The sequence below is a fragment of the Ruegeria sp. genome (assembly GCF_965243365.1).
In the GTDB taxonomy this organism is placed as follows: Bacteria; Pseudomonadota; Alphaproteobacteria; order Rhodobacterales; family Rhodobacteraceae; genus Ruegeria.
Genome location: NZ_CBDEUW010000002.1, coordinates 923,686 through 948,297 on the forward strand (window position 1 = coordinate 923,686; position 24,612 = coordinate 948,297).

Here is a 24,612-nt window from a genome sequence, read left to right on the forward strand (position 1 = left end):
AGATGCTTGATATTCTTGGAACAATCGGGGGCAACATCCTAAGCTTGCCCGGCATTCTTGGCCTTGCACTGGGAATGATGACCAAACGCCTGTGGCTTGGCGCGGTGATGGGTGGCGTTATCGGCGTGCTGGAGACTTTGGTTTTCGCAGGTTGGCGGTTTTCCCAAATCGAGCCATTAGAACTGATCATTGCCATCGTCGTCGGGGTCTGCGCTGGCAGCCTTGGCACCTTAATTCGGCGGAAAGGGGCAACTGTTTGAAGCGATAGGGTCACAACTCTGGATTGTCACGCTGACACAGCGGTTCATGACAAGAAACCCAGCACGTATTCCATTGTATTTCATCACTTTCCTGCACCGGGATGTCTGAACGCTCACACGTTCCAAACGGGATCGTTCTCGGCGCTCACAACCGTTTCTTTGGCTTTAGCCATCTAGACCTGCCCCGTCAGCCGAAAGGCGATTGCCGGAAAGGCAACCAGTAAACGCGGAAGGCAGCCTCATTAGCGTGAGAGAACCCAACGAGCGCGCCCAAATTCGATCAAATACCCAATCCTGCCATAGATTCATTCAGAACGCCTCTGAAACCGGAGTTTGAGGCCGGGACAAGAGCCAATATGTGCTCTTTTCGCAGTTCAGGATTGCGCCGACGAGATTCTTCGACCCACCATTGCGCCTTTTCGGCACTGCCGTTCAGCCAGTTACTCATCGCAGCGAAATAAGCCATTCCAGCATGAGACCACGGTGTCCGTGCCGCTATCTCTGCCCATTTTACTGCCTCATCCAAATCATTTCGCGCGATATACACCCACATCTTGTTACCGGTCATGCCGGGCCTGAACGGATCAATCGGGCTTAGATCTATCGCGCGATCAGCATTCTCGGTCGCAGTTTTGAAATCGTCGGTGAAAACGCTGGCCCAGCTGGCACCATAGTGCCCCCAGGTGTAATTCGGACATGAATTTATTGACTGTCGGAACCATTGTTTGCTGCCTTCGGGATCATGATCCAACCAATGGCATCTTCCCATCATGAAATTCGCAAATGGATCTCTTGGCTGCAGTGAAAGGCTAAGTTCCGAGAACCGCCGCGCATTCTCAGCTTCGGCAGCCAGATCAGAGCTATACCGCATGAATGCGTTCTGGAAATGAACAAAAGCCATACCGGCACAAGCACGTGCCAGATGAGGGTCCAACTCCAATGCGCGGGTCAGCATAGTTTTCGCCTTCTCATTCCCGGCGCGGCTGAATTGGCTCATGTATCTAAACCCCAGATGCATGGCAGACCAGGCATCCAGATTTTCTGCTGCGGCCTGACCCAGCGACGATGTTTCATGAAGTGGAATCTCAAGTTCCGCAACCATGATGACATTTGCCGCAATTTCAGCACGCAAAGCGTGAATATCATCAATGCTTGCGCTTTTGCGCATAGCCCAGATGACCTGGGAACTGCTTGTATCCGACAGTTCTGTATCAATCGTAATGCGGTTGCCAGTCAGGTCTATTACACCTGTCAAACAATAGCGCGCGTTCAGGATTTGGTTGACTTGTGTCAGGTCGATCTGACTGCCACGAAACTTGAATGCCGAGCCATGCGAAATTACTCTGATCCAAGGCAAGCTCGCCAGGGTCATGATCAACTCTCTCGGAATTGCTTCTTCAATAGCCTCAAACCTGTCCTGGTCACCGTTTCTCTGAAATGGCAATACAGCGATAGAGGGCTGCGGGTGGTCGACGACCGGGTTCCCAGCGGCCAAATGGCTGTCCCGAACAGTGCGCTTCCGGTACGCGTCAACCGACGACACTGCAGCCGCTTGTAGCGTTACATTTCCCGCAAAGCGAAACCCATGACCTCGTGTCGTACGAATAACGCCCGGGTCATTTCCTGTTTCTGTAAACACACGTCGAAGGTCTCTTATGCGGCTAGAGACTGCATCATCAGACACGATGCGCCCATTCCAGATCTTTTCAATAATCTCATCGCGGCTAACCACACGATGGGCATTTTCGACCAACAGTAAAAGAAGATCGAAGACCTGCGGCTGCAGGTGAACTGGTTGTCCTGCGCACCACAGTTCTCGGAGCGCAGCGTCCAGAAGAAAAGGTTCAAACGCATATTTCACAGCGCAAATTCGCCCGATGAAGACCTTTCTTCAAGCATACTAGGATTAGGAAACCCCGCAATATCCCGGAAATCTCCACGTCATCTCCCAGCAGCGCGATCTCGATCGGCCTAGTGCTTCATGATCGAAACATGACCCAAGGAGGCGCAAATGCCTGATCCTGAGACGACCCCAAAACTACCTCTGTCCGTAGATGGCTATTTCCTGTCAGACGGCGGCATCGAAACCACACTTATTTTCCATGATGGCATCGACCTGCCTTTGTTCGCGTCCTTCGTGCTGCTGGACTCCGAAGAAGGACGACGCGCGCTTACTGATTATTATGAGCGTCACATTGCGGTTGCCCGGGCACATAATTTGGGCTTCATCCTTGAAAGTCCGACCTGGCGCTCGAGCCGGGATTGGGGGCAGAAACTCGGCTACAGCGCGGCTGAGTTGGACCGGGTCAATGCAGATGCCATTTATCTGATGCGTACTTTGCGCAATCAGCATGAAGACAGTGTATCTCCGCTCGTCATCAGCGGCTGTGTTGGGCCCAGAGGTGACGGTTACGTGCCCGGCGAGTTGATGACTGCAATCGAAGCACGGGATTACCATGCGCCTCAGATCGCCGCCATGGCCACGGCCGGAGCGGACATGATAACCGCGATCACGATGAATAACACGCCCGAGGCGCTGGGAATCGCCTTGGCCGCGAAAGATCAAGACGTGCCAGTCGTCATTGCATTCACGGTCGAGACGGATGGTGCGCTTGCGACAGGCCAGACGCTGGCGGACGCCATCCGCCAAGTCGATGAAGCCACGGGCGGGTACCCGCATTACTTCATGGTCAACTGCGCCCATCCAGATCATTTCGACCACGTTTTGCACGACGAAGGTGAATGGTTGAACCGCATCGGCGGTGTCCGCGCAAACGCGTCGCGTATGTCTCATGCCGAACTGGACGAAAGCGAAGTTCTGGATGATGGCAACCCAACAGAGCTGGGTGAAGATTATCGCAGACTTATGAAGCTGTTGCCGAATCTTCGTGTCATGGGTGGGTGTTGTGGCACCGATCATCGCCATGTCGATGCGATGGGCCATGCCTGCAAACACGTGCACTTCGTCGCAGCGCAATAGCGCCCCCAACGAATTCGATCCGGGGCATCTCCGGATCGTCTCTGCTAAAAAGGGACCATAAAATGGAAATCTCAATACGAGCTGTCGCTCCGGAAGATACAAAGGCCGTTGCAGAAATTCTTTCAGACCCGACGGTCATGCTGGGCACAATGCGCCTGCCCCTAGTGCCCGAGGCACTGGTAGCGGAGCGAACTACAGCGGAACCCGGACTATACCGCATCGTTGCCGAGGCTAATCAAGCAGTTGTCGCCTTTGCTCAGATGCGCACTTTTCCCGAAACACCGCGCCATAACCACGTTGGTGAAATCGACCTGATCGCCGTCCACAGCAAGTTCCAACGCAAGGGTGTCGGTAAAGCGATATTGAACGCCATGCTGGATCTCGCTGACAACTGGCTGCAACTGGAACGTACGGGGTTGCTGGTCTGGTCGGACAACGCGCGCGCGATAGCTCTTTACGAAGCTTTTGGTTTCGAAATCGAAGGAACATTGCGCCGCTACGCCAGACGTCCCGGAGGGTTCGCCGATGCGTACACGATGGCGCGGCTCGTGGATAACGGCACGATTATTGCCCCCAAGCGGCACGTGGAGCTGGAGCGCGCGCAATAAGTGATTTTACCGTAACTTGCGCCTCGTTACCCGAGCCCTGGGCTAGGCACCCAGGCGCTCCAAGGCTCCGAACAGTGCATGCTTGCGTGTTTCATGGCGTAGTTCGAAATGCGCGGAAAACCCCGATGTTCGCATATCGATGTTTCTTTTTTTGACCTCGCTCAGCGCGCGTATCGCTTTGTCTTCCTGGCCGTAGTTTGAATAAATCCCCGCTGCGATCAGGTGAACATGCACATGCGCATTGTGTGTTTGCATTGCCTGTTCAGCATACCTAAGGGCCTGATCCGCATCATCCCGCACAAATGCTGCAAGGGCGCGTGTGCCAAGCATCGTCTGGATATGGGGGTCAATCGGGCTGCGCACCAGCGCGGACGCGACATGGGTTTCAGCCCGCTCTCCATCGCACAAAACGGTATTGAGAAGCGCACTGTTGTAATAGCCAAATGAGTAATTCGGTGCCAGCATCAGCGATTTATTGACCCAGATCAGCCCATTCTCGACCTCGCCCAATATCCACTTTGCACGCCCCAGCATCAGGTTGCTGTATGGATCAAGCGGGTCGAGTTTCACTGCGGTCTGTGCGTGCTCAAGCGCAAGCGCTTTGTGATGGCTGAATTTTTCACCAAACTGCTGAAAGTAATTTTGAAACTCAGTGTAGGACAGGGCGGCCTGCGCCCTGGCAAATTTCGGATCCAGCTTTGCAGCTTTTGCAAAATGATCTCCAGCCACCTCGTTATCCGATTGGTTGTAGTGAAACATCGCGCGCACTCCGCGATGATAGTGGCCCCAGGCGTCCAGATTCTCGGAGGGAACATGGTTCAACCTGTCCGATTCATTCAAAGCCAAACGATATTCTGTAATGTTTGCGATTTCCCGGGCGATCTGCGTACGAAGGTTGAACACATCGTCAATCTTGCCACTGAAAGCATCGGTCCAGACTATGTGCTCGGTTCGGGCATCCACCAGTTCAGCGGCAATCGACAGGCGCGTACCGGAAAGTTCGACGGAACCGGAAAGGACATAAGCGGCACCAAGCGTTTCCCGAATCTCTTTGATCGAAAACATCCGACCGCGAAACTGAAACGCCGAAGCCCGGGCAATAACCTTTACCCATTTCAATTGCGACAGGGTGGTGATCAGTTCTGTCGGCAATGCTTCGGCGATAGCGTGATGAGTGTCATCCGTTCCGATAAGATCAAATGGAATGACCACAATAACGGGCGGGCCGGCCACGGGACGATCCTGAGTGGCACTTGATCCATTTTCTGCAGATGCCGTCTTCGGTCTGGCCGATGCCTTTTGCTTGACCGGGGCGGCAAACCGAAACCCCCGGCCCCGGATCGTTTTAATGTATCTTTGGGCGTTTCCATCGTCCCGCAAGGCGCGCCGAATTTGTGCGATTGCCGTAGAGAGAGAGGCATCCGTTACAAAAACATCCGGCCAGATTTGGTCGAAAATCTCGTCTCGAGACAAGACGCGATCATGGTTCTGGATCAGGAAAACAAGAAGGTCGAAACTCTTGGGCTCAAGGGGAACGGCGCGACCATTGTCGCGCAGTTCGACCTGGTCGGTATCAAGTTCAAAGTCGTCAAACTCAAAAACCATATAGCACGTATAACATCCGGGATTGTGTCAGAGAAGGTTTCCGTCATTTGTGCGTTTTGGTGACTTTATGAAGAGTGTCAGCTTTTACGGTAGCTGTTTATGGCGCGCAGGCCGGGAAACAACATTGGAACAGTGCTCTGGTAGGCCACATACCGGTCTCCGAACGCTCGGCGCAAAGCGCGTTCTTCGAAATGGAGACCGACAAAGATGTAGGCTGTCATGGAACCAGCAAACAAGGCATGGCCCCAGGTCATATGCGGTGTGGCAAACAGCAAGATTACGATGCCAAGTTGCAAAGGGTGACGCACAAACCCATAAAGCGCTGGCGTTCGAAATGTTGGCTCGGGCATCGCCTGTCGCGTGAAGCTGCACCAGATCTGGCGCAGGCCGAATAACTCAAAATGATCGATCAGAAAGGTCGACCACAGGACGATCCCTACTCCAACAGCAAATCCCGCATAAATCACCATGGCAGCCACACCATCGACCTGCCAAATGGTCCCGGTCAGCGGTTGCCAACCCCACATGGCAAGCGCCAGACAGAGGCTGGATTGCAAGACAAATGTGCTGCGCTCGGCCGCAGCGGGCATTACGCGATACAGCCAAGCCTTTGCCCAGTCTCGTGCCAGAATGCTGTGTAGAACGCCAAACAACCCTACCAAAGCGAGGTTGATCAGGACGGCAGTGAACGGGTGAAAGTCGTCAAGGTGGCCCGGATCATTAATGCCCTTCGGCACAAGAAACCCTAACAGGAAGCCCGCCATATAACCAAAAACGGCGAGAAACAGAAAGTAGGCCAACAGCCCATACACAAGAATAAAAAAACGTTTCATGGCCGTCTCCTCAGGGCAATGGGCTATATGGCAACAGGGTTTCAGATTTCGGACGAAGCCCGAGATCCAGCCGATCCCGGTCGGCCAGCTGGGACACATCTTTCAGTCGAGATCGAATTGATGGGGCATGTAGAAAGCGCCAAAAGGCGATGAGGTATCTGATCACGGTATTCTCCTTCGTTTGAAATTCCTCCGTGCAAAGGCATTGCCTGACACGGGAGTTGATCGGTGAGTCTGGAATGAAGGAAGTCGGGCGTCCCTGCTTGAGCCTTGGCTGAGGATTGGCTGAAGAGTAGTCTTTGAACGGCAAACCATTGGTCAGACTACCGATGCTACCGGATCGATAGCGCCAAAAATAATGCCCCACGCGCGAACCACGCGTGGGGCTTTTAAGCAGAAACAACTGGTGTGATCAGGTCTGAACGATCACCTCAAGATATTCGCTTTGGATGCGCACCGAGCCATCTTCGGCGGTATTGAAGTGGTCGATCAATTCCAGAAGGTCTGCCTCAAGCGCAGCCTGCCCCTGGGGCTCCAGCGCAAGAAACGCCTTGTGAACCGGACCATAGAGTGACCGAAACAGATCCACAAAATGCGCAGGCGTCTTGTACCTGAAAACGAAGTTCTCAGTGGTGATCTGAATGTTGTTTGCTTCGGGGAACAACTCGGAAAGGGCCGTCTCATTCCCCCATCGGCTTGGTGGCATAAGACCCGCCGGAGGTGTGACGTGTTTGCCCACAATTTTCAACATCTGGCCAATGAAGCTGTCTGGCGTCCAATTGGCCAATCCTATGAATCCACCCGAACGCACAACGCGGACAAGTTCGCGCGCCACGCGCGCCTGGTTTGGGGCAAACATAACACCAAAAGTCGAAACCACCGCGTCAAAGCGACCGTCTTCGAACGGCAGATCCTCGGCATCCGCGACACGAAACTGCACAGTGTGCCCCTCGGCCACGGCTCGTGCCCGCCCTTTGTCCAGCAAAGCTGCAACATAATCCGTCGACGTCACTTCATGAAATCGCCGCGCGAATGCCAGTGTCGCGTTTCCGTTGCCAGCCGCTACATCGAGAACTTTTGCACCCGGCACCAGGTCCATGCTTTCCGCCAATCGCTCGCCAACGATTTGCAGCGTAGTGCCAACGACGGCATAGTCGCCGGATGCCCAAGCAGCGTTTTGCTTGGCTTTGATTGCGTCAAAGTTGGGTGTGATCGTTTCCTGAATGGTCATGAGTATCTCCGTACTTGGGGTTAAGTAACGAAGTAACATTGGGCGTCCGGTTCAGATGGTGCTTGAAGTCTGCCTGAGGGTTTCTTGAAGAATTGCGAAGCTTCGCCTTACCCCATTAGACTCGCCCGCCAGGAATTGCCCAGGAATGGTAGCGACTCGGTCTATACCGCCGCACTAGCCACTGACACTTTGGAAACGACTTCTGATTTCAAAATCCCCATAATATTCAGGCTCGGGCAAGCATCACATCGAAAGTCACGTGCAAAAAGGGTTCAGTGATTTTCCCGGAAAGCTCCATGCCATCGGGAAATTCCGAAGCTGGCCGTTCCACATACGTCATCACCAGATCGTCCCGAACACCAAAGACTGTATCCTGATCCAGATAGGGATCGTCGTCGGGGAAAATCTCGGTCACTAGTGTGCGGTAGCCAGGGGCCTTGACGATGTAATGCAGGTGCGACGGCCGCCAGGGATGGCGTCCGCACGCCCGCAGGATATCGCCCACCGGCCCATCGGATGGCACGGTGTATTCAACCGGTTTGACTGTCGTAAACGCATATTTTCCATCCTCGCCAACTGTCATCAGCCCGTGGAACGAATACGTGTCCTGCTCATCATCCTGACTGGCATAGAGGCCGTTTGGAGCCGTTTGCCATATGTCGAGTTCAGCGCCAGCAATCGGATTGCCTTGGGTGTCCCGGATCACGCCTTCGGCAAGCAGAACCGGCCCGCTATAATGACGTTTCATATCGCCACCAATTGGCAACGGGGGCGCGCCAGAGACGTGAAACGGACCCAGCACGGATGAGCTTGTCGCATCCGAACTTGAATGCAGCATATCCACCAGCGACGACAGGCCCAGCACGTCCGAGGCCAGAACGAACTCATGCCTGTCTTCGGTTTCCACCGCTGCGCATCCCTCGAGAAACGCAATCCCGGCGCGCCATTCGTCATGCGTCAGGTTGGTTTCCCGCGCAAAGTCGTGGAGGTGTTTGACCAAAGACCCCATGATTTCACGCATCCGCGGATCAGTGTCTTTAGACAGATATCCCATGAAGACATCGGTGATATTGTCTTTGGTGACAGAGCGCATCTTGGCCTCCTTAAATCAGCGCAAGGCTGAGGATCGGGAACTCGATCAGAATAAACAGAACGATCAGCATCACGAACGCAAAGGGAAGTGCGCCCATGAACACATCCTTGAGCGATATTCGGTCATCGTTGATCGTCGATTTGATGACGAAGCAAGATATGCCCAAAGGCGGGGTCAAAAGCCCGATTTCTGCGCCAACAACGGTGATAATGCCAAACCAGATCAGCGACATATCCAGCGCCTCGGCCATAGGCAGGAACAACGGGACAACAATCAGAATGATCGATGCCGTATCCAGCAATGTCCCCAGAAACAGCATCAACAGAACGTAGAGCAGCATGATTGTCCAGAAGGAGGCGGAATTCCCGGCAAGCAGGTCCTGCAATTGGTTGGGCAAGCCTGCCAACCCAAGCATACGACTGTAGATTGACGCCGCCGTGATCAGGAACAGAATCGCTGCTGTGATATGGCCGGTCTCCAGCAACGCATCCCAAAACGCGCGCGGTGACATCGACTTGCGCGCAACAGCAATGATCAGCGCAACAAAGGCTCCGGCGGCCCCTGCCTCGACTGCGGTCAACCAACCCGTATAGATCCCGCCAAGAACGATAGTGATGATGAACAGTGTCGGTAGTGTTTTTGAGGCGACCTCACGACCGGACATCCACTCGGTGTCTTCGACAACCCGGCCGCCTACGAATGCGGGCGTGAAACGGCCCATGACCCAAATCGCAGCGACATAGGCGATCGCCAGCATGATACCGGGAATGACACCGGCCAGAAACATGTCGCCCACGGATTGCTCAGCAACAAAGGAATAGATGATCAACATGGCTGAAGGCGGGATAATCATGCCCAGCACCGACGACCCGGCAACGACGCCAACTGCAAAGCGCGGGTTATAGGCCTGCGCCATCATCTGCGGGACCGAGACCTTGGTGAAAACAGATGCAGATGCAATTGACGATCCGGTCACAGCAGCAAAAACGGCGTTTGCCCCGACCGTGGCCATTCCAATACCACCTTTGACCTTGCGAAACCGCATGGTCATAACCTCGTAGATGTCCCGGCCCAACCCGGCTTTTGAGACGATAAGCCCCATGAAGGTAAACAGCGGGATGGTCGCGAAACTGTATTCCATCGCGCTGTCGCCGACCGCCACTTTCAACAGGTTCAGAGCCAGCGTGAAATTGTCCCGCATCAGCCAAATCGACACGAAAGAGACCACACCCAGAGCAATCGGAATGTAAACGCCTGCATAGATCAGGAAGACGATTGCTACGACCGAAATCAGGCCAATCTCAATCGGCGTCATTCTGCGGCCTCGTCATGTTCCGGGGTGCGTACAAGCTGCGGGCGGTCCTGCGCCGTGACAACCTTGAGCAGGAAGATCACGCAGGCAAGCGCAGTCCCGCACGCGATGACCAGTTTGACCGGCCACCAAGGCAATGTGAAAAGACCCGGCACTCCGAAATAGTCTTGCGTTTCCCACATATGCAGGAATTCGGGAAAGGTCACATAGGCAATCAGACCCATGAAGATCGCGGAGATGGCGTTGATGATGCGCCTCAGGTTGGCCGTCAGCCCGGGACGGCGGTGATGCATCAGGTTCAGGAACCCGTCTGACCGTGTCAGCCGGTCCACTCTGACCACGTCGGCCAATTGCAGGAAAACGATCATCACGACCGAAAACTGGACCATTTCGTAGGTGCCGCGCAGCGGGGATGAAAACAGACCCCGCGCGATGACGTCCACGTTCAAAATGACCACCAACGCCAGGACAACGAGCGTTCCCAGGGCGTTGGCAGCTATTGCGAGCGAATTGGCGACCCGCGACAGCCCAGCAATAGCGGTCTTCAGCATAAAAGGCCCCTTTCGTGGATCGCCGGACGGTTATTCAGCCGTCCAGTCGCGCACTCCGGTGAAACCGGCATCCTGAAGCTTGCCCAGATATGCAGCCAGCATCTCGGTTCCCTGTTCGCCGTTCTCGTTCAGCGTCGCAGCCCATTCCTGCGCGACGTTCGGCATGGCGTTTGCCCAAGCCGCGCGGTCTTCGTCCGACACTTCGACGATTGTTCCGCCCGCTTCAACATAGGCATCCCGCGATGCAGCGGCCCGGTCCATTGCGATACCGGCCACGTGGTCGCGGTAATCGATGGCAACGGCCTTCAACACATCTTTGACCTCGTCCGGCAGATTGGCCCAATAGTCGGCGTTAACCGTAATGGTTTTCGAGTTCACAGCACCCAGATCGGCCCTGAGCATATAGGGGGCTACCTCGGCGATCTTGAATGTCTTCGCAGCTTCGGGCCACAGCATTCCACAATCCACCAGCCCGGTTTGAAGCATGTTATAGAAATCAGTCAGGCCACCGCGGACACCAGCCGCGTCCTTGATGCCCTCAAGATACCGCAGGTTAAGGCCCGCGCCCGCGATCTTACGGCCCTCAAGATCGGCGACCGACACGACGGGTTCCGTGCAGAATATCTGATACGTGTCGAGAACCACGCCTGTCGCCAGATAGACCTGGTTCTGCGCAGCGAACTCGTTTTGCATCGCCGGGTACTCACGCGCGATTTCGTCCACGGCCTTGGCCACAGCACGGGAGTCCGATGCCACAAAAGGTGTCGAGCCGGAAATGCCCTGACTGGGCAGCTTCGACGAATGGAAGATGGTTGTGACGATGCCAATGTCACCAAGGCCCAGCTGAATCCCCTCCAGAACGCCTTTGGGTTTTACAATTGAACCGCCATAGTTTTCCTGCCAGTTCATTTTGTAATTGCCGGACTCGGCCAGCCGTTTGTCTACTTCGGGAATGAAGAAATTGGTGAACTCCTTCACCCACAATGCACGGTCAGGATAGCCGTCAATTACAACTGCGGAAATGGTTTCTTCTGCCGCCAGAGGCAGCGACATGACGCTTGCCAGAGCAGCTCCGACAAGGCTGCGTTTGGTCCAGTTTTTCATTTCTCTCCTCCCAGAAAATCGGGTCCTTTGTCTTCTATCGGTTTGTTTTGACCCAGTTGACAGTCAGGTCTGTGCCTGCCGCTTCAAACAGTTTTGCGATAGCGCAGTATTTGGCGGTCTCTTCGCCCACGCGCGTCAGCTCCTCCTGACTGGCGGGCGTGTCGCATTTCACGGTGAGTTCGATTTCCGGAAACGGCACATCGATCTCTTCCTCCATCAGGACGCCGCGCCGATCCAGCCTGCATTTCGCGTCGATTGTCACCGTGCCAAGATCAACTCCCAATCGGTGCGCGTTCTTGTGCCCGATGACGTTCGTGCAGGCGATCAAGGCTGCCATAGCGGTTTCGGTCGGAGACGGGCCAAGATTTGTTCCGCCCCGTTCGACAGGTTCGTCGATAACCACATCCAGATCGCGAATTGGGATCTCAGTCCGTGCATGCGTCGGGCACTGCGCTGTCGTGCGGTAGGTCACGACAGGCTTCACTTTCATGGTCAAAGCATCACCCCTTTATGCATATGAGCATACCTTATCGAATGGAAAACGCGGCAGCTTGTGGAACAAACCGGTCTCGTCCGCGTAGCCCAGATTGCAGAGGAAATTCGACTTGAGCGTCGTGCCAGCAAAGAATTCTTCGTCGACGATCTTGTTCGAAAAGCCAGACATAGCCCCCACATCCAACCCAACAGCCCGGGCCGCGATCATGAAATATGCGCCCTGAAGCGTTCCATTGCGGAACGCAGTATCGGCCACGTATTCCGGATTGTTTTCATACAATGGCCGACGATCTTCGTGCGGGAACAGAAACGGCAGCTCTGTCCAAAACGCCATATCGTAGGCGATGATCGCCGTGACCGGCGCACCCATCATCTTTGGCACGTTTTTCGGCTTTAGCGAATTGGCAAGCCGCTCTTTACCTTCGGCACTTTTCACGAATACGAACCGCGCGGGCAGCGTGTTCATACTGGTCGCACCGTTGATCGTGATGTCATAGATCTCTTCAAGCAGGTCGTCGGAAACAGGCTTGTCAGTCCACGCGTAATGCGATCTGGACTCGCGCAGGATCAAGGCGATCGCATCATCTGACAAGCGCGGAATGCGTTCGCGCAGGTCACGATGATCCTGCTGCGCCTTGGCGCGAAGTGCCTCCAGCTCTGTGCCGGTTGGTGCGCTCATGCCGCGGCCACCTTTGGCTTGGCGTCTTTCTCGTCAATGACCGGACTGGCGCAAATACCGATGCCTTCAATCTCGATTTCAACGGTTTCGCCCGGCTTGAGCCAGCGCGGACCAGGCTTTTTGGCGTGACCAACACCCGGCGGTGTTCCCAAAGCGATCAGATCGCCCGGTTCGAGTGTCATGAATTCCGAAATCGTCGCGATAACCTGACGCACACCCCAGATCATGTTTGCGGTGTTCGAACTTTGCAGGATCTCATCACCCACACGGCTTTCGATCTTTAGCCCAGATGCCCCCTCGGGCAGATCGTCCGGCGTTACGGTAAAAGGACCAATTGCGCCTGTGTCATCGAAGTTTTTGCCGGGCGTCCACTGAACGGTTTTACGCTGATAGTCCCGCACCGACCCGTCGTTGAACACTGTATAACCAAAGACATAATCCAGCGCGTCTTCTTCCGAGATATGGCGCCCGTGCTTTCCGACGATCAGCATCAGCTCGGCTTCGTAGTCGAGTTTCTCGGAACAGGCAGGTCGCACCATTGGCTGCCCGGCCGCCATGATCGAGTTCTTCCCCCGCATGAACAGCGTCGGATATTCCGGGATGTCGTAGCCGCCTTCCTTGATGTGGTCGGTATAGTTCAACCCCATGCAAATGATCGTACCCGGTGCCGCAATAGGCAGCGCCGGCTGGATCGAGGATACCGGCACATTGTCGGCAGAAGCGATTTTGTCAGCCAGTGAGTCGGCCAGCGCCGGGTTGGTTATCAACCCCATCAGATCGGAGCCGATGGCGGGGTCCAAAGCTGTTAAATTTATTGCGTTTTCACCGTTTACAGCAAAAACCGCCGTACCTTCCGAAGTCTCTCCCACCAGGTATTTCATGCGCACCATCCATATCAGTTCGCTTGATTTTTGCCGACTATTTTGCCATATGTCAATTAATATCGATTTTTTGGAGAGCGCCGATGGTTGCCTGGGCAGACTACAAATCAGAAGCAAAAAGCCGTGGCGCACTTGCCCTAGAGCTATACGTCGTACACAGCACGCCCGCAAAAGCGCCCGAAGATGTAAAGGCTTCGCTGCCGGATCATTTGGCTTATCAGGCGCGGCTGGAACGCTTGGGACAGCTGGCGTTTGCCGGGCCGATGTCAGACGAATCCGGCGATCACATGCAGGGGATGGGCCTGATCATTTATCGCGCGGACAGTCTTGAGGCCGCACGGAAACTGGCCGAGGACGACCCCATGCACAAAAGCGGGGCGCGCAGCTTTGTACTCAGGCGCTGGCTGATAAACGAAGGTTCGCTTACCCTCACAGTTGGCCTATCGACTGGAACGAGCACCCTCAGTTAATAAGCACCCCGAAGTTCGCGCTTAGGAAGGAACAGTCGGATATGGAAGCCATGCTTGATATCGAGGGCAAAGAAACATCGGCCACTCATGGCGCGTATCGAAAGCTGCGCGAAATGATCCTGACCGGCGCGTTGCCTCCGGGACAAAAACTCAAGATCGAGCAGCTTCGCAAACTGCTGGATACCGGTGCAAGCCCAGTTCGAGAGGCGCTCAGCCTTCTGACCTCGGATATGTTGGTCGAGCGGATCGATCAGCGTGGATTTCGGGCCGCCCCGGTCAGCAAGTGCAATTTCGAAGAAATCCTTCTACTGCGATGCAACCTCGAAGAAACAGCATTGCGCGCTTCAATCGCAAATGCGGATGCAGCCTGGGAAGACAGGCTTGTTTTGCGCCATCACCACATGAAAAAGGCAAGCCAAAACGGCGCTCATGACTTTGAAGACGCTCACAAGGCGTTTCATATGGCTTTGTTGGACGCCGCGAATTTACCGCTGCTGCTTCGGTATTGCTCGCAACTTTATGATCTGAACATTCGCTACCGCTATCTGGCGGCTGGCGGATCAAGCTACAAAAAGCGCGATATCGCGGCCGAACATCAACAGATTCTGGACGCTGCACTGGCCCACGACGCGGATAGCGCGACCCGGCACTTAATCGACCACTACCGCAGAACAGGCGAGTACCTGAGCAGTCAGATGGAGAGCTGACATGCAGCGGAACTGGTTTCTGGGTGATCTGCTAAGCCAATTACTGGACCGCCCCGGGAACAGGCGCGGCAAAGAAGACAAACGATCGATTGCGGAACTGTGCGAAGCGCTTTTGTCGGCCGAGGGCGAAGTATCGGGCTTCATGCTCGCCTCCACGATCCTTGATCGGTATCAAACACTTAGCGACGCAGAGAAGCTGGATTTCTTCTGCCACTTGAACGACCAGCTTGAACTGGACGCGGATCGGCTTGCAGAGACAGCGCAGCTTTACTCTAATGATCGAAGCGTCGATCTGTATCACAAGCTGAGTGAGGTCGCAGAACCCAAGCGCCAAGAATTATTGCGCCGGTTGAATCAACCGCCCGGCGCGACGCAAGAACTTGTCGCTATGCGCGTGGATCTTCTGCGCTTTCTCAAGTCCAACCCCAAACTTAAGCGAACAGATATTGACTTCGTCCATTTGCTGCGAAGCTGGTTCAACCGGGGCTTTCTTGTTCTTAAACAAATCAGTTGGGACACCCCGGCCCGCGTTCTGGACAAGATCGTCGCATACGAGGCGGTGCACCAAATTAACGATTTGGACGATTTACGACGCAGGCTCTACCCACCGGATCGCCGTTGTTTTGCGTTTTTTCATCCCTCGATGCCAGATGAGCCACTGATTTTCGTCGAAGTTGCCCTGACGACCGAAATCCCTACGGCGATCGATGCACTTTTGTCCGAAAATCGAAACCCAATCGAAGCAGAACAGGCAAAAGTCGCAGCCTTCTATTCCATATCAAACTGCCAAAAGGGTCTGACAGGTATCAGCTTTGGCAATCTGCTCATTAAACAAGTTGTGACCGAACTGTCGCGAGAGCTTCGGGGCATTGATAGCTTTGTAACCTTGTCACCGATACCGGGGTTGAATCGATGGTTGGCCGATGAAACGGAACATCCAGAGCACGGCCACATTGCCCAAGCCATACTTGCGGGAACAGCTTCACCTCAGGATCTGCGCGCGATGGCCGCTCGGTACCTGATGTTTGCCAAGCGCAAAGATGGCATGCCGCTGGATCCCGTGGCCCGATTTCACTTGGGGAATGGCGCCGAACTTTATGACCTACACGCCGAGGCAGATCTGTCGCCGAATGGCCAAGCTCAATCAAGCGGCGCGATGGTCAACTACCTGTATGACTTGAACAAGACCGAGCGCCATCACGAAGAATTCGCGACACATGCCACAATCGAAGCCTCGCGTGCTGTTCGCGCGGCTTCAACCGCAACGCTTGAAGCTACACCAAGTGGAAATGAACCGTGACAAACACCCTCCGTTCTAGCTTGTTTGCCCAACCCGCCGAGAGCGAGTACCGCCCCGACGGCCCGATGACGGCCGAGGTTTCAGAAGTGTACAATTTCTAAGAGGCCGGTAATGCCCCAGCACTTCCGTGCGCCCGATCACGGCCATTGATCGCGCGGGCGGAGCACTTGGGATCCGCTCATTTGGCCGGATGCCGTACTCGGGGTGAATGGCCAACCTGCGCAACACATCACTGTGCTCATCCGGATGTAGCTGGGGCATAACTTCCGTCTTCGCGGTGTACTTCGCGCCCGCTTAGCGGCGGGTTAAAGACGCAGACAAGCCGCAGATCAGCCTCTGTCGAACGCACCAAATGTCGGTCATGTTGGTCCAAGGCATAAAGGGTAAACGGTTCAAGGGAATACCAGGTTTCATCTTCAAACGCCCTGATCTGCCCCCTGCCCTTGATGCAGTAACACGCCTCTAAATGGTGGGTGTATTCCAGCTCAAGCTCTGCGCCTTTTTTGATGATCGTGTCCGTCAGCGAAAACCCCATACCATCTGACGCGAGCAACAGTCTTCTGCTGTTCCACCCCGGCCCGGCAACGTCGCGTTTAGTATCAATGATATCTTTGAGTGCTTTTACAATCATACTTCACCGTCTCGTTTCTATCGTACCGCGCGGTTCATGCCGCCATCGGACAGTATACTCTGACCGTTTATATACCGGGCTGCGTCGCTGGCGAGAAAGACACAAGCCTTTCCAATTTCTTCAAACGTTGCTGGCCGCTGCGCAGGAATTTCCCTGCGGGCTCTTTCGGACAAATTCACGTTCTCGCAAAACCCGGGCAGAAGGTTGTTCATACGAATATTGTGCCGTGCGTAACGATCCCCATAGAGCTTTGAGAAACTGTGCAGAGCGCCGCGCAGCATGCTCATGGGATAGGGTGCACGTGGCTCGATTGTATTCATGGAAGAGATATTTACGAAAGCACCCCCGCCTTGTTCGATCAGTATGGGCGTGACGATACGGGCAATCTTGACGACGTTCAGCACATACATGTCTAGGCTTTCGTGCCATAATGCGTCGCTGAGTTCCAAAAGCGGCCCGTCAAAGTCAGGATCGAAGCCAACGGTCTTGATGGCTTCCGGCACCGTCCCGCCGTGACCCATGTTGCTGACTATTGCATCAATCCGCCCATACTCGCCCATGGTGTCGTCGATCATCGCCTGCAAGTCATCGACATCCAGAACAGAGCCGCGACGGCCAATGCCCCCAAGCTCCTCCGCCAGCTCTACAGACCTGTTGGAGGGCGACATCAGCGAGACTTTGTAACCCGCCTTTGCCATTTCAATAGCGCAGCCCCGGCCAATGCCTTGTCCTGTACCTGTCATCAGTGCGACTTTGATTTCGGGCATGGCGTCCCCTTTCTTTAGGTGCATAGTATGTGAGAATTATTGCGTTGATATCAGTGTACCTCCGTGGAATTAGGCAGGCCTATCGAGTTTTTAGGATATTGCTGTTAGTTTTTCTCACATGCCAGAAAACCTCAGACACCTCCGCGCCCTACAGGCCTTTGACGAAACCGCAACCCACTCAAGCCTGACCAAGGCCGCGGATGTGCTCAACGTCACCCACGGAGCGATCAGTCGGCAGATAAAGTTGCTGGAACTGCATCTTGGCGTGACTCTTTTCCATCGCCGCCCCAACGGCGTGGAACTGACAAAAGCCGGAGAGCGCTTGCATCAATCAACGCGCGGCGCGTTTTCTGCATTGCAGCTGGGCGTATCAGAGGTGAAGCGACTACATCACCGCCAGTCCATTACGGTATCTTTGTCCACATCGCTGGCGCTAAAATGGCTTGTGCCTCTGCTAAGCTCGTTTCAGCGAGAACACCCTGGCATCGCATTGTTACTGGACACAAATGACGCCTTTGCAGATTTCAATACATCCGAAGTCGATGTCGCCCTACGGTTTGGGGAACCCGGTTGGGAGGGGCTGCATCATGAACGAATAAGACAAGAGGAGTTAGTTGTCCTTGCCGCGCCTTCCCTTGTCGGGCAAGCCCGGCTACCGATGCGGGTCGAGGATGTGGCTGATCTTCCGCTATTGCACGACGCCTTTAATGTCGGATGGCAAAGCTGGGCCGCACAAGTTGGTTTAGACGCTGATCGGATCAACTCCCAAAGCATCAAGTATGTGGATAGTGCTGTTCTGCTAGAGGCCGCGATAGACGGGCAAGGCGTGGCACTGGCCAGACATCTTCTGGCCGAAAGAGATTTGGAGCTCGGTCGGCTGGTTCGTCTCGACGAAAGCCGTGTTCCGCTGGATCGCGGGCTATATTTCGTCTGCCGCCCCGGAGATCAGGAGCGTGTCACGGTTAGAATTTTCAAGAAATGGCTCATGTCGATCTGAGCTTTGGCCTCCAATCGAAGCTCGACCAATGTACTCACTGGTTCAAGTGTTTCTATAGGGGCTATGATGACAGCAACACAGAGCGCAATAACTGCAAGAACATGCAGTTGACGGACCTTGCAAAACGGCTCGTCAACCCAAAACGGAGCTTAGCCCAACGCAGTAAGGCTGCCGTGCAATCCGTCGATGAAAAACTGAACGGTACTTCAATATCAACTCTTCTCAAGTTTCACACAATACTTCACCGCAGTAACAGGTGCAGCGACATTGTTTTCAAACGAAGGTCAAAATTAACAGAACATGAACAATGTATTCTCTGAGTGTTCAACCAGGGTGTGACACACTACCGCTTACTTGACCGGTGAAAATGGGCAAAGCTTGGTCAGGTGGAAGGGGAAACGTATGAACGAGACTGCCATCCAGGTTGCTGAGCATCGCATTTTCTCGACACTGCGGTCCGCCGAAGATACTCAGAGAAGCGTGCTGTCAAATACTGCCTGCCAAATGCCCTGGATCTGTTGCAGGTGGCCATCGAAGCCGGGCTGGGCTTCGATGCTGCGATGGTGCGATGGTGCGATGGTGCGCGTGTCGCACGAAATGGCGCAAGCTGCCCCCGAGATTTCGCAGGAATTCTCAATCCTTCAATTGGAGTTGCAAGCTGGGAAAGAGCGCCAAGCCGCGTTTTTGGATATGGCGGAACGGGTCGGTATTGACGAAATGAATTCATTTGCGAATGCGTTTTTGCAATCCAACCAATACGGAACCAGCATCTCGGCCTCATTGCGCCGGTTTGCAACGGACATGAGACTGGACCACGAATTGCGAGCACAGGAAAAAGCCAACCGCCTCCCGGTGCAGATGTCCGCGGTCATGGCAATGTGCAGGATGCCGGTCCTCTTGCTGATCTGCCTGGCCCCCATGTTGATCCGCTGGATCAATATGTTCGGATGATCCCGAGTACTGCGTCGGAAGAATGGCGGCTTTTTCCGAAGCGTTTGCACCGGTTCACTACTTGGTGGAGCCTGAGGCAGGTAAAGCCGAGTATGTTTTGAGCGTATGCACAGGCAGATTGCTTCTCGCAGGCCCAGGTGTTTTGCACGGACGTCGCGCCACTACGAACAAAGCAGCTTACACAAAAATCGCGGATCAATACCCGCAGGTCGATTGGGTGAAACAAGCCCGATGGGTAGAAGACGGCAAGTTCATTACCTCTACCGGTGTCTCAGCAGGGATGGATATGGCTTTGGGTGCCATCGCGCTGATACACGACCTAGAGACAGCCGAAAAAATTGCTACATGGAGTGAATACGATTGGCACAAAAATAAGGACTGGGACCCGTTTGCCAAAGCACATGGCCTCGTTTGACCGGGTTGAAACCGTCACCACCTTTCTCGTAGGGCGAAATTGGCATACCCGCAGCGAAATGGGAGTTTGTCCGCGGCCTGTTCATTCACAGATCATAGGATTTTGTGCCTGCGGCGAATGTCCGGAAAACGGGTTGTGGCTGCAGCATCTCGATTGGTGGTCGAAGGTCGGCTCTGGGCCGCGAGAAACAGCAAACCGACACCCCAAAAGTTGGACCTAAGTTCTAGCTCCAGCAACTAATCTGCAGCTCAGAATCTATTCTCGTTTCTTATAGGAGAATTTTTTGGGGTGCCTTCCAGTGTCGAACGTTCACCTAGTTTCTGGTTCAACTATGACAGTTAGGTCAGGTTCGTGTGACGTTCAACATTTACTGTGGAACGTCACTGATGTTTGACTCAATTGACACCCAAAACCTCAGTAAATCGGTAAATTCCGTCATTCTATTCTGACCCAAACGTCAAGCATTTCTGACCCAAAGCACTTATAAGCTTTTTTCTATGCCGGTTATGTTTCAGTTGACGAGATCATCTCTTCTACGACGCAATGTTGGCCCAAGATACTGAACGTGAGCATAGCGGCACTTGCCGTTCTGTTTCGCAGACATTGGCAAGTGCCTTGTGCGTAGAAGTACGCCCAAATTCTAAACTACGTCAGGTTGCAACGTGCGAAACATCCCTATCTGGCGAATAGATGTCGAGGATGTTCCAATGCCCGGTAGTTGGCGTCGGATTGTTGATCATCGGTACATCAAGGACAGTTGGTTTGCCGCTGGCGATTGCCGCTTCCAAAGCAGGCAACAATTCATCAGCAGCACTTAGCCTGTGCCCTTCCGCACCGTAGGCTCGTGCGATGTCTGCATAACCCGGTCCGTTTGCGGGAGCTGCAGCTGATCCAGGGAACGTAGTCCCGTATGTCAAACCATAATGCGCTTTTTGAAGGCCGGCGATCGTTCCGAAGGCGTTGTTGTTCATAACCAGCCAGATAATGCCCAGATCGAGTTCGACGGCCGTTGCGAGCATCGACGGGTTTTGACCGAAGCCACCATCACCAACCAGACTGAGTACAACGCGATCAGGTGCCGCCAGTTTCGCGCCGATCGCGCCCGGAGGGCCGAAACCCATCGTCGCGAACCCGCCCGGGGTCAGGATTGAACCCGGCGTCAAAATGTCGAACTGTTGCCCGACACCGTTCTTGTTCCACCCAACGTCCGTGGTGATAATGGCATCCTCGGGCAGTGCCTTGCGGGTATCTGCCAGAATACGCTCGGGCATCATTGGAAAGGCCGATGAGGTCGCCATTTCCACATTGCGCGCTTTGAAGTCCGTCCGGAAGCCAGCGATCTTCTGCTCCAGCGTGGGACGCTTGAAGCCGTCCGGATACATCTCGCGGGCGACCCGGTTGAGGACGCGCAAAGCGGCCTTGGCGTCAGCAACGACTCCGATCTCGGTGGGATAGTTCCGACCGATCTCCTGCGGCTCAATGTCGATATGGATGACCTTCGAGCCGGGAATGTTGAACGTATAGCCGGGATACCAGCTGGAACAATCAGCCTCTTTGAACCGAGTGCCCACGGCAAAGATGTAGTCCGCGTTCAAGCAGGTCTGGTTGACCAATTCGGTGCCCCAAAACCCGGTCATTCCAAGCACAAGCGGATGGTCGTCTCGCAACGCGCCTTTACCCATCAGAGAATGCGCGACTGGAAGGCCCATATGTTCAACAAATTCTCGCAACTCCTCGCTGGCTTGTGCCAGAAGAATACCACCCCCGACATAAGCGACTGGGTTTTCGGCTTTAGCCAACGCTTCGACAATCTCTCCCGCTGTCTCGTCGTCAATCGACGGTTTCTTGAGAGCGCGCGTGTTGTCGCGAATACGGTCGAAACTGTCCGAGGGGATCACCTCTGAAAAGATGTCCATGGGGACATTGACCAGTACCGGTCCGGGCTGGCCGCTTTCAGCGAGATGAAACGCCTTTTCCAGAATCTCGGCCATCAGGTCCGCCCGATCTACGCGCCATGCTCGTTTGACAAAGGGGCGATAAATCTCCCACTGGGCAGCGTCTGCGTGCAGGTTCACTTCCTGATGTGGATGCTTGCCGTAGTAGTGCGTAGGAATATCGCCCGCGATCACGACCATCGGGATACAGTCCAGTGCGGCGTTGGCGACCCCGGTGGCGCAATTGGTCAGCCCCGGGGAGAGATGGGACAGCACCACCGAGGCCTTGCCCGTCACGCGGGCATAGGCATCTGCCGCGTGGCTGGCTATTTGTTCGTGCCGCACGGTGACGAAATCGATGGGGCTTTCCGCCAACGCGGCCAGAACCGCTATATTCGTGTGCCCGCATAGACCGAACACATGTTTGACCTCACGACGCTCCAGGAAATCAACGATATGCTCGGCAACGGTTTTGCCGTCCAGTTTGCTTGCGTCCATCACGCGACCTCCTGTCCGTAGAATTCACCGAACAGGTCCGGCTCCGAAGGGCGATCCTCGGGGATCGGACGGCTGACCCAGGTGTAGTTCATCATATGTTTCATGGTGACGTTTTCATTGGTGATGTTGCCGCCCCAGATGCCGCAGCCCAGGCTGCTGGTCATAGGCATGCCATTGGTCCAGGCACCCGCATTGGCCTTGGACTGAGGCTGTCGAACCATCATGCGGCTGACCGGAGCCAGACGCGCCAACCGGTCGATGTGATCGTCATTGTGGCTGTAGATGCCGCAGGAATGTCCCTTGCCCCCGGTGTTGTAGATCTGGCTGACCGTTTCCAGCGCGTCATCGAATGTGTCGAAGTGATATAGCGCCATCAACGTGGTCAGTTTTTCCTTGGAGAACTTATGTTGCGACCCGATTTGCCCCTGATTTTCAACCATCAGGAATTTGCGATCTTCGGGGATACTAAATCCGGCGACCTTGGCCGTTTGCTGCGGCGGACAGGCGATGGTCGGAAACGTACGGTTTCCCTTTTCATCCCACATGGCCGCTTCGAGCATAGCCTTCTCTTCGTCCGAACACAGGTAGCCGCCCTCGGCCTCCAGCGCCTTGACCATATCGTCGTAGACCGAACGCTGGATAATGATGTTACCGTCGGCCGAACAACCCGAGCCAAAGTCGGACGTCTTGGAAATACGTGTATTCTGAGCGGCAATGTCCAAGTCGGCTGTCTCATCGATGACAACGGATGAATTGCCCGCGCCGACACCATAAGCTGGACGCCCTGAACTGTACGCCGCTTTGACCATGGGCTTACCGCCGGTCGCCAGCGTCAGGTCGCAGATTTCCATGAGGTGCTGAGTGAGCGGAATCGACGGTTTGCGGATCGATTGAAACAAATCCTCGGGGGCACCGGCGGCACGGCAGGCTGCGCGCATGACCTCGACCATCTCAAAGGTGGTATGGGCGGTTCGCGGGTGCGGGCTGAAGATGACCGCATTCCGGGCGTTTGCGGCGGACACGCCGGTCACCGGTGGCGTCATCGCAGGGTTGGTCATGGGAATCAAGGATGCGATCACACCAGCAGGTTTGGCGTATTTCACGAGCCCCTTTTCTTCGTCGACTTCGACGATCCCCGTCGAGGGCGTGCGCAGAACATCACGCAGCACCATGTGAATCTTGAATCGCTTCGCAGGGCGCCCTTCGCGATCTCCGATACCGCTTTCGTCCACGCCTTGCTGGGCCAGACGCGTGAAGGTTTTCTCATTACCCGCATACCACGCAATTGCCTGAGACAGGCGGTCCAGCCTGTCCTGATCCCAATCCTCGATCTCGGCCATGGCAGCGCGGGCGCGTGCCAGCATATCGGCCGCGAGTTGTCGGTCGTTTTCAGTGAGCTCTTTGCCCATGATGATCCTCTTGGTGTTTTAGAATTGCAGCATCGGGCATACGACGCTGTGACCGCGCCTCGCCGAATGTTCGCTTGGCGTGGCTGAGACAGCGACGCGCGTGTTCTTCATATCCCAACTCGGCAACGCGGCTTTGGTTGGGCAGTTCGATGGAATAGTCGACGGGCGGCATCCGTTCGATGATGCCGGTGAAATCAATCCAGCCTTCGCCGGGATACAGCCGCGCATCGCGGGCCAGTTGGATCATGCCCTCACGCGTATCGGCGATGCCGGGCAGGCAATCAGAGATATGCAGGAAGTGAAACAGGTCCGAGGGGACGTGTAGCAACTCTCCCAAATCCACGCGGCTGAGATGCAGATAAAGCGTATCAACCAGAATACCGCCATTCGGCTGATCGGAGGCGCGGACAATGTCAAGCGCCTCATCCAGAGTACGAAGGCGGGAAAAGCTTGGGAACTCCAGGTCCACTGTTAGCCCGTAGGGTGCCGCCAGTTCGCAGGTTTCCGAATAGACGTCGATCAGGAAGTCACGATCATCGCGGGTATTGGTCCACGCGCTCATGATCATGCGCTTGGCACCCAATTCCCCACCGATCTCCAGAGAAGGCTCAAAACTGCGCGGATCGACATCTTCTGTGATGCGCGCAAGTTCGATATCGAGGACTTTCAAGCCAGTGGTAGAGAGAGCAGTTTTGGTGGCATGCACCTGTGCCTTGTCGATCGGGGATTGAGTGAATTCACCGGGCACATGCATCGGAATGAATCGGGGGCTGACGGCATCGTAACCGGCCCGCGCGGCGATATAGACCAACTCGGGCGGCGTACAGCCAATCAGCGTCAGATGCGCCAAGGAATAGAGAGAGGGGCTTGCGCCAGCCTCTTCGGGTTTCACCATGAACGG

The 24,612-nt window shown here is 54.9% G+C and carries 25 protein-coding genes and 1 pseudogene; 9 read left to right on the plus strand and 17 right to left on the minus strand.

The annotated features are described in order from the left end of the window. Nucleotides 1-2 precede the first annotated feature (2 nt). Complete coding sequence (locus ACP0GE_RS08220) at nt 3-260, plus strand: hypothetical protein (protein ID WP_424831494.1); 258 nt, start codon at nt 3-5, stop codon at nt 258-260. A gap of 280 nt (nt 261-540) precedes the next feature. Here the strand turns inward: ACP0GE_RS08220 and ACP0GE_RS08225 are convergent, their stop codons facing one another. After that, nucleotides 541-1,632 carry a tetratricopeptide repeat protein gene (locus ACP0GE_RS08225; RefSeq protein WP_424833885.1) on the minus strand — a complete coding sequence of 364 codons (1,092 nt, stop codon included), beginning with the start codon at nt 1,630-1,632 and terminating at the stop codon, nt 541-543. A gap of 213 nt (nt 1,633-1,845) precedes the next feature. Beyond that, nucleotides 1,846-2,121 (minus strand): annotated as a pseudogene (locus ACP0GE_RS08230) (winged helix-turn-helix domain-containing protein); the annotation flags it as partial. Nucleotides 2,122-2,271: 150 nt separating this feature from the next. Here ACP0GE_RS08230 and ACP0GE_RS08235 point away from each other — a divergent pair. Together ACP0GE_RS08235 and ACP0GE_RS08240 are read left to right on the plus strand one after the other, a co-directional pair. After that, on the plus strand, nt 2,272-3,240 hold the full coding sequence (locus tag ACP0GE_RS08235; protein WP_424831495.1) for a homocysteine S-methyltransferase family protein: 969 nt from the start codon (nt 2,272-2,274) through the stop codon (nt 3,238-3,240). Nucleotides 3,241-3,302: 62 nt separating this feature from the next. Next, on the plus strand, nt 3,303-3,848 hold the full coding sequence (locus ACP0GE_RS08240; protein ID WP_424831496.1) for a GNAT family N-acetyltransferase: 546 nt from the start codon (nt 3,303-3,305) through the stop codon (nt 3,846-3,848). 42 nt (nt 3,849-3,890) lie between these two features. Here ACP0GE_RS08240 and ACP0GE_RS08245 read toward each other — a convergent pair whose 3' ends face one another. From ACP0GE_RS08245 to ACP0GE_RS08290, 10 genes are all read right to left on the minus strand, one after another. Continuing rightward, the gene (locus tag ACP0GE_RS08245; RefSeq protein WP_424831497.1) at nt 3,891-5,453 is read right to left on the minus strand and encodes a winged helix-turn-helix domain-containing protein; all 1,563 of its coding nucleotides are present in this window, start codon (nt 5,451-5,453) and stop codon (nt 3,891-3,893) included. 77 nt (nt 5,454-5,530) lie between these two features. After that, on the minus strand, nt 5,531-6,286 hold the full coding sequence (locus tag ACP0GE_RS08250; RefSeq protein ID WP_424831498.1) for a methyltransferase family protein: 756 nt from the start codon (nt 6,284-6,286) through the stop codon (nt 5,531-5,533). Nucleotides 6,287-6,698: 412 nt separating this feature from the next. Continuing rightward, entirely contained in the window at nt 6,699-7,517 is an 819-nt protein-coding gene (locus tag ACP0GE_RS08255; protein WP_424831499.1) for a class I SAM-dependent methyltransferase, read from the minus strand. A 226-nt stretch (nt 7,518-7,743) separates the two neighbouring features. Beyond that, on the minus strand, nt 7,744-8,610 hold the full coding sequence (locus ACP0GE_RS08260) for a dioxygenase (protein WP_424831500.1): 867 nt from the start codon (nt 8,608-8,610) through the stop codon (nt 7,744-7,746). A gap of 10 nt (nt 8,611-8,620) precedes the next feature. After that, entirely contained in the window at nt 8,621-9,925 is a 1,305-nt protein-coding gene (locus tag ACP0GE_RS08265) for a TRAP transporter large permease (protein WP_424831501.1), read from the minus strand. Beyond that, entirely contained in the window at nt 9,922-10,473 is a 552-nt protein-coding gene (locus ACP0GE_RS08270; RefSeq protein WP_424831502.1) for a TRAP transporter small permease subunit, read from the minus strand. The genes ACP0GE_RS08265 and ACP0GE_RS08270 overlap by 4 nt, the downstream gene beginning before the upstream one ends. A gap of 30 nt (nt 10,474-10,503) precedes the next feature. Continuing rightward, nucleotides 10,504-11,577, minus strand: coding sequence for a C4-dicarboxylate TRAP transporter substrate-binding protein (locus ACP0GE_RS08275; RefSeq protein ID WP_424831503.1), 1,074 nt, complete (start codon nt 11,575-11,577; stop codon nt 10,504-10,506). Nucleotides 11,578-11,611: 34 nt separating this feature from the next. Further along, nucleotides 11,612-12,067 (minus strand): OsmC family protein, encoded by a 456-nt coding sequence (locus ACP0GE_RS08280; protein WP_424831504.1) that lies wholly within the window; start codon nt 12,065-12,067, stop codon nt 11,612-11,614. An 18-nt stretch (nt 12,068-12,085) separates the two neighbouring features. Beyond that, entirely contained in the window at nt 12,086-12,751 is a 666-nt protein-coding gene (locus ACP0GE_RS08285) for a malonic semialdehyde reductase (RefSeq protein ID WP_424831505.1), read from the minus strand. Continuing rightward, nucleotides 12,748-13,632: a fumarylacetoacetate hydrolase family protein gene (locus ACP0GE_RS08290; protein ID WP_424831506.1), complete on the minus strand. Its 885-nt coding sequence runs from the start codon at nt 13,630-13,632 to the stop codon at nt 12,748-12,750. Before ACP0GE_RS08290 ends, ACP0GE_RS08285 begins: the two co-directional genes overlap by 4 nt. 83 nt (nt 13,633-13,715) lie before the next feature. On the opposite strand from ACP0GE_RS08290, the gene ACP0GE_RS08295 reads away from it, so the two are divergent. Genes ACP0GE_RS08295 through ACP0GE_RS08305 form a run of 3 tightly spaced genes read left to right on the plus strand, consistent with a single transcriptional unit; the run spans nt 13,716 to nt 16,109 of the window. Further along, nucleotides 13,716-14,102, plus strand: coding sequence for a YciI family protein (locus tag ACP0GE_RS08295; protein ID WP_424831507.1), 387 nt, complete (start codon nt 13,716-13,718; stop codon nt 14,100-14,102). A 41-nt stretch (nt 14,103-14,143) separates the two neighbouring features. Next, a complete protein-coding gene (locus tag ACP0GE_RS08300; RefSeq protein WP_424831508.1) occupies nt 14,144-14,809 on the plus strand; it encodes a GntR family transcriptional regulator in 666 nt (221 codons plus the stop codon). A 1-nt stretch (nt 14,810) separates the two neighbouring features. Continuing rightward, on the plus strand, nt 14,811-16,109 hold the full coding sequence (locus ACP0GE_RS08305; protein WP_424831509.1) for a malonyl-CoA decarboxylase domain-containing protein: 1,299 nt from the start codon (nt 14,811-14,813) through the stop codon (nt 16,107-16,109). Between the two features lie 238 nt (nt 16,110-16,347). Here the strand turns inward: ACP0GE_RS08305 and ACP0GE_RS08310 are convergent, their stop codons facing one another. Beyond that, complete coding sequence (locus tag ACP0GE_RS08310) at nt 16,348-16,740, minus strand: ectoine synthase (RefSeq protein WP_424831510.1); 393 nt, start codon at nt 16,738-16,740, stop codon at nt 16,348-16,350. Nucleotides 16,741-16,757: 17 nt separating this feature from the next. Beyond that, a complete protein-coding gene (locus ACP0GE_RS08315; protein ID WP_424831511.1) occupies nt 16,758-17,507 on the minus strand; it encodes an SDR family oxidoreductase in 750 nt (249 codons plus the stop codon). 118 nt (nt 17,508-17,625) lie between these two features. Between ACP0GE_RS08315 and ACP0GE_RS08320 the strand changes: the two genes are divergently transcribed. The 3 genes from ACP0GE_RS08320 to ACP0GE_RS08330 all read left to right on the plus strand — a co-directional run bounded on the left by ACP0GE_RS08320 (nt 17,626) and on the right by ACP0GE_RS08330 (nt 19,870). Next, nucleotides 17,626-18,504 carry a LysR substrate-binding domain-containing protein gene (locus ACP0GE_RS08320; protein ID WP_424831512.1) on the plus strand — a complete coding sequence of 293 codons (879 nt, stop codon included), beginning with the start codon at nt 17,626-17,628 and terminating at the stop codon, nt 18,502-18,504. A gap of 402 nt (nt 18,505-18,906) precedes the next feature. Continuing rightward, nucleotides 18,907-19,455, plus strand: coding sequence for a type II secretion system F family protein (locus ACP0GE_RS08325; protein ID WP_424831513.1), 549 nt, complete (start codon nt 18,907-18,909; stop codon nt 19,453-19,455). Nucleotides 19,456-19,477: 22 nt separating this feature from the next. Then, nucleotides 19,478-19,870, plus strand: coding sequence for a DJ-1/PfpI family protein (locus ACP0GE_RS08330; protein WP_424831514.1), 393 nt, complete (start codon nt 19,478-19,480; stop codon nt 19,868-19,870). A gap of 650 nt (nt 19,871-20,520) precedes the next feature. Here the strand turns inward: ACP0GE_RS08330 and ACP0GE_RS08335 are convergent. From ACP0GE_RS08335 to ACP0GE_RS08345, 3 genes are read right to left on the minus strand one after another with little or no spacing between them, the layout of a single operon-like run. Further along, nucleotides 20,521-22,302, minus strand: coding sequence for a thiamine pyrophosphate-binding protein (locus ACP0GE_RS08335; protein ID WP_424831515.1), 1,782 nt, complete (start codon nt 22,300-22,302; stop codon nt 20,521-20,523). Then, nucleotides 22,302-23,711 (minus strand): aldehyde dehydrogenase family protein, encoded by a 1,410-nt coding sequence (locus tag ACP0GE_RS08340; protein ID WP_424831516.1) that lies wholly within the window; start codon nt 23,709-23,711, stop codon nt 22,302-22,304. The genes ACP0GE_RS08335 and ACP0GE_RS08340 overlap by 1 nt, the downstream gene beginning before the upstream one ends. Next, nucleotides 23,692-24,606, minus strand: coding sequence for a sugar phosphate isomerase/epimerase family protein (locus tag ACP0GE_RS08345; protein WP_424831517.1), 915 nt, complete (start codon nt 24,604-24,606; stop codon nt 23,692-23,694). Before ACP0GE_RS08345 ends, ACP0GE_RS08340 begins: the two co-directional genes overlap by 20 nt. Between the last annotated feature and the right edge of the window lie 6 nt (nt 24,607-24,612).

What these genes read in the sequence shown, in the direction of transcription:
- ACP0GE_RS08270 (WP_424831502.1), bottom strand. Translation starts at nt 10,473, where the DNA reads ATGCTGAAGACCGCTATTGCTGGGCTGTCGCGGGTCGCCAATTCGCTC.
- ACP0GE_RS08260 (WP_424831500.1), bottom strand. Translation starts at nt 8,610, where the DNA reads ATGCGCTCTGTCACCAAAGACAATATCACCGATGTCTTCATGGGATAT.
- ACP0GE_RS08325 (WP_424831513.1), top strand. Translation starts at nt 18,907, where the DNA reads ATGAACGAGACTGCCATCCAGGTTGCTGAGCATCGCATTTTCTCGACA.
- ACP0GE_RS08340 (WP_424831516.1), bottom strand. Translation starts at nt 23,711, where the DNA reads ATGGGCAAAGAGCTCACTGAAAACGACCGACAACTCGCGGCCGATATG.
- ACP0GE_RS08305 (WP_424831509.1), top strand. Translation starts at nt 14,811, where the DNA reads ATGCAGCGGAACTGGTTTCTGGGTGATCTGCTAAGCCAATTACTGGAC.
- ACP0GE_RS08245 (WP_424831497.1), bottom strand. Translation starts at nt 5,453, where the DNA reads ATGGTTTTTGAGTTTGACGACTTTGAACTTGATACCGACCAGGTCGAA.
- ACP0GE_RS08345 (WP_424831517.1), bottom strand. Translation starts at nt 24,606, where the DNA reads ATGGTGAAACCCGAAGAGGCTGGCGCAAGCCCCTCTCTCTATTCCTTG.
- ACP0GE_RS08235 (WP_424831495.1), top strand. Translation starts at nt 2,272, where the DNA reads ATGCCTGATCCTGAGACGACCCCAAAACTACCTCTGTCCGTAGATGGC.
- ACP0GE_RS08250 (WP_424831498.1), bottom strand. Translation starts at nt 6,286, where the DNA reads ATGAAACGTTTTTTTATTCTTGTGTATGGGCTGTTGGCCTACTTTCTG.
- ACP0GE_RS08280 (WP_424831504.1), bottom strand. Translation starts at nt 12,067, where the DNA reads ATGAAAGTGAAGCCTGTCGTGACCTACCGCACGACAGCGCAGTGCCCG.
- ACP0GE_RS08330 (WP_424831514.1), top strand. Translation starts at nt 19,478, where the DNA reads ATGGCGGCTTTTTCCGAAGCGTTTGCACCGGTTCACTACTTGGTGGAG.
- ACP0GE_RS08255 (WP_424831499.1), bottom strand. Translation starts at nt 7,517, where the DNA reads ATGACCATTCAGGAAACGATCACACCCAACTTTGACGCAATCAAAGCC.
- ACP0GE_RS08300 (WP_424831508.1), top strand. Translation starts at nt 14,144, where the DNA reads ATGGAAGCCATGCTTGATATCGAGGGCAAAGAAACATCGGCCACTCAT.
- ACP0GE_RS08225 (WP_424833885.1), bottom strand. Translation starts at nt 1,632, where the DNA reads ATGACCCTGGCGAGCTTGCCTTGGATCAGAGTAATTTCGCATGGCTCG.
- ACP0GE_RS08310 (WP_424831510.1), bottom strand. Translation starts at nt 16,740, where the DNA reads ATGATTGTAAAAGCACTCAAAGATATCATTGATACTAAACGCGACGTT.
- ACP0GE_RS08295 (WP_424831507.1), top strand. Translation starts at nt 13,716, where the DNA reads ATGGTTGCCTGGGCAGACTACAAATCAGAAGCAAAAAGCCGTGGCGCA.
- ACP0GE_RS08335 (WP_424831515.1), bottom strand. Translation starts at nt 22,302, where the DNA reads ATGGACGCAAGCAAACTGGACGGCAAAACCGTTGCCGAGCATATCGTT.
- ACP0GE_RS08275 (WP_424831503.1), bottom strand. Translation starts at nt 11,577, where the DNA reads ATGAAAAACTGGACCAAACGCAGCCTTGTCGGAGCTGCTCTGGCAAGC.
- ACP0GE_RS08320 (WP_424831512.1), top strand. Translation starts at nt 17,626, where the DNA reads ATGCCAGAAAACCTCAGACACCTCCGCGCCCTACAGGCCTTTGACGAA.
- ACP0GE_RS08315 (WP_424831511.1), bottom strand. Translation starts at nt 17,507, where the DNA reads ATGCCCGAAATCAAAGTCGCACTGATGACAGGTACAGGACAAGGCATT.
- ACP0GE_RS08220 (WP_424831494.1), top strand. Translation starts at nt 3, where the DNA reads ATGCTTGATATTCTTGGAACAATCGGGGGCAACATCCTAAGCTTGCCC.
- ACP0GE_RS08265 (WP_424831501.1), bottom strand. Translation starts at nt 9,925, where the DNA reads ATGACGCCGATTGAGATTGGCCTGATTTCGGTCGTAGCAATCGTCTTC.
- ACP0GE_RS08240 (WP_424831496.1), top strand. Translation starts at nt 3,303, where the DNA reads ATGGAAATCTCAATACGAGCTGTCGCTCCGGAAGATACAAAGGCCGTT.
- ACP0GE_RS08285 (WP_424831505.1), bottom strand. Translation starts at nt 12,751, where the DNA reads ATGAGCGCACCAACCGGCACAGAGCTGGAGGCACTTCGCGCCAAGGCG.
- ACP0GE_RS08290 (WP_424831506.1), bottom strand. Translation starts at nt 13,632, where the DNA reads ATGAAATACCTGGTGGGAGAGACTTCGGAAGGTACGGCGGTTTTTGCT.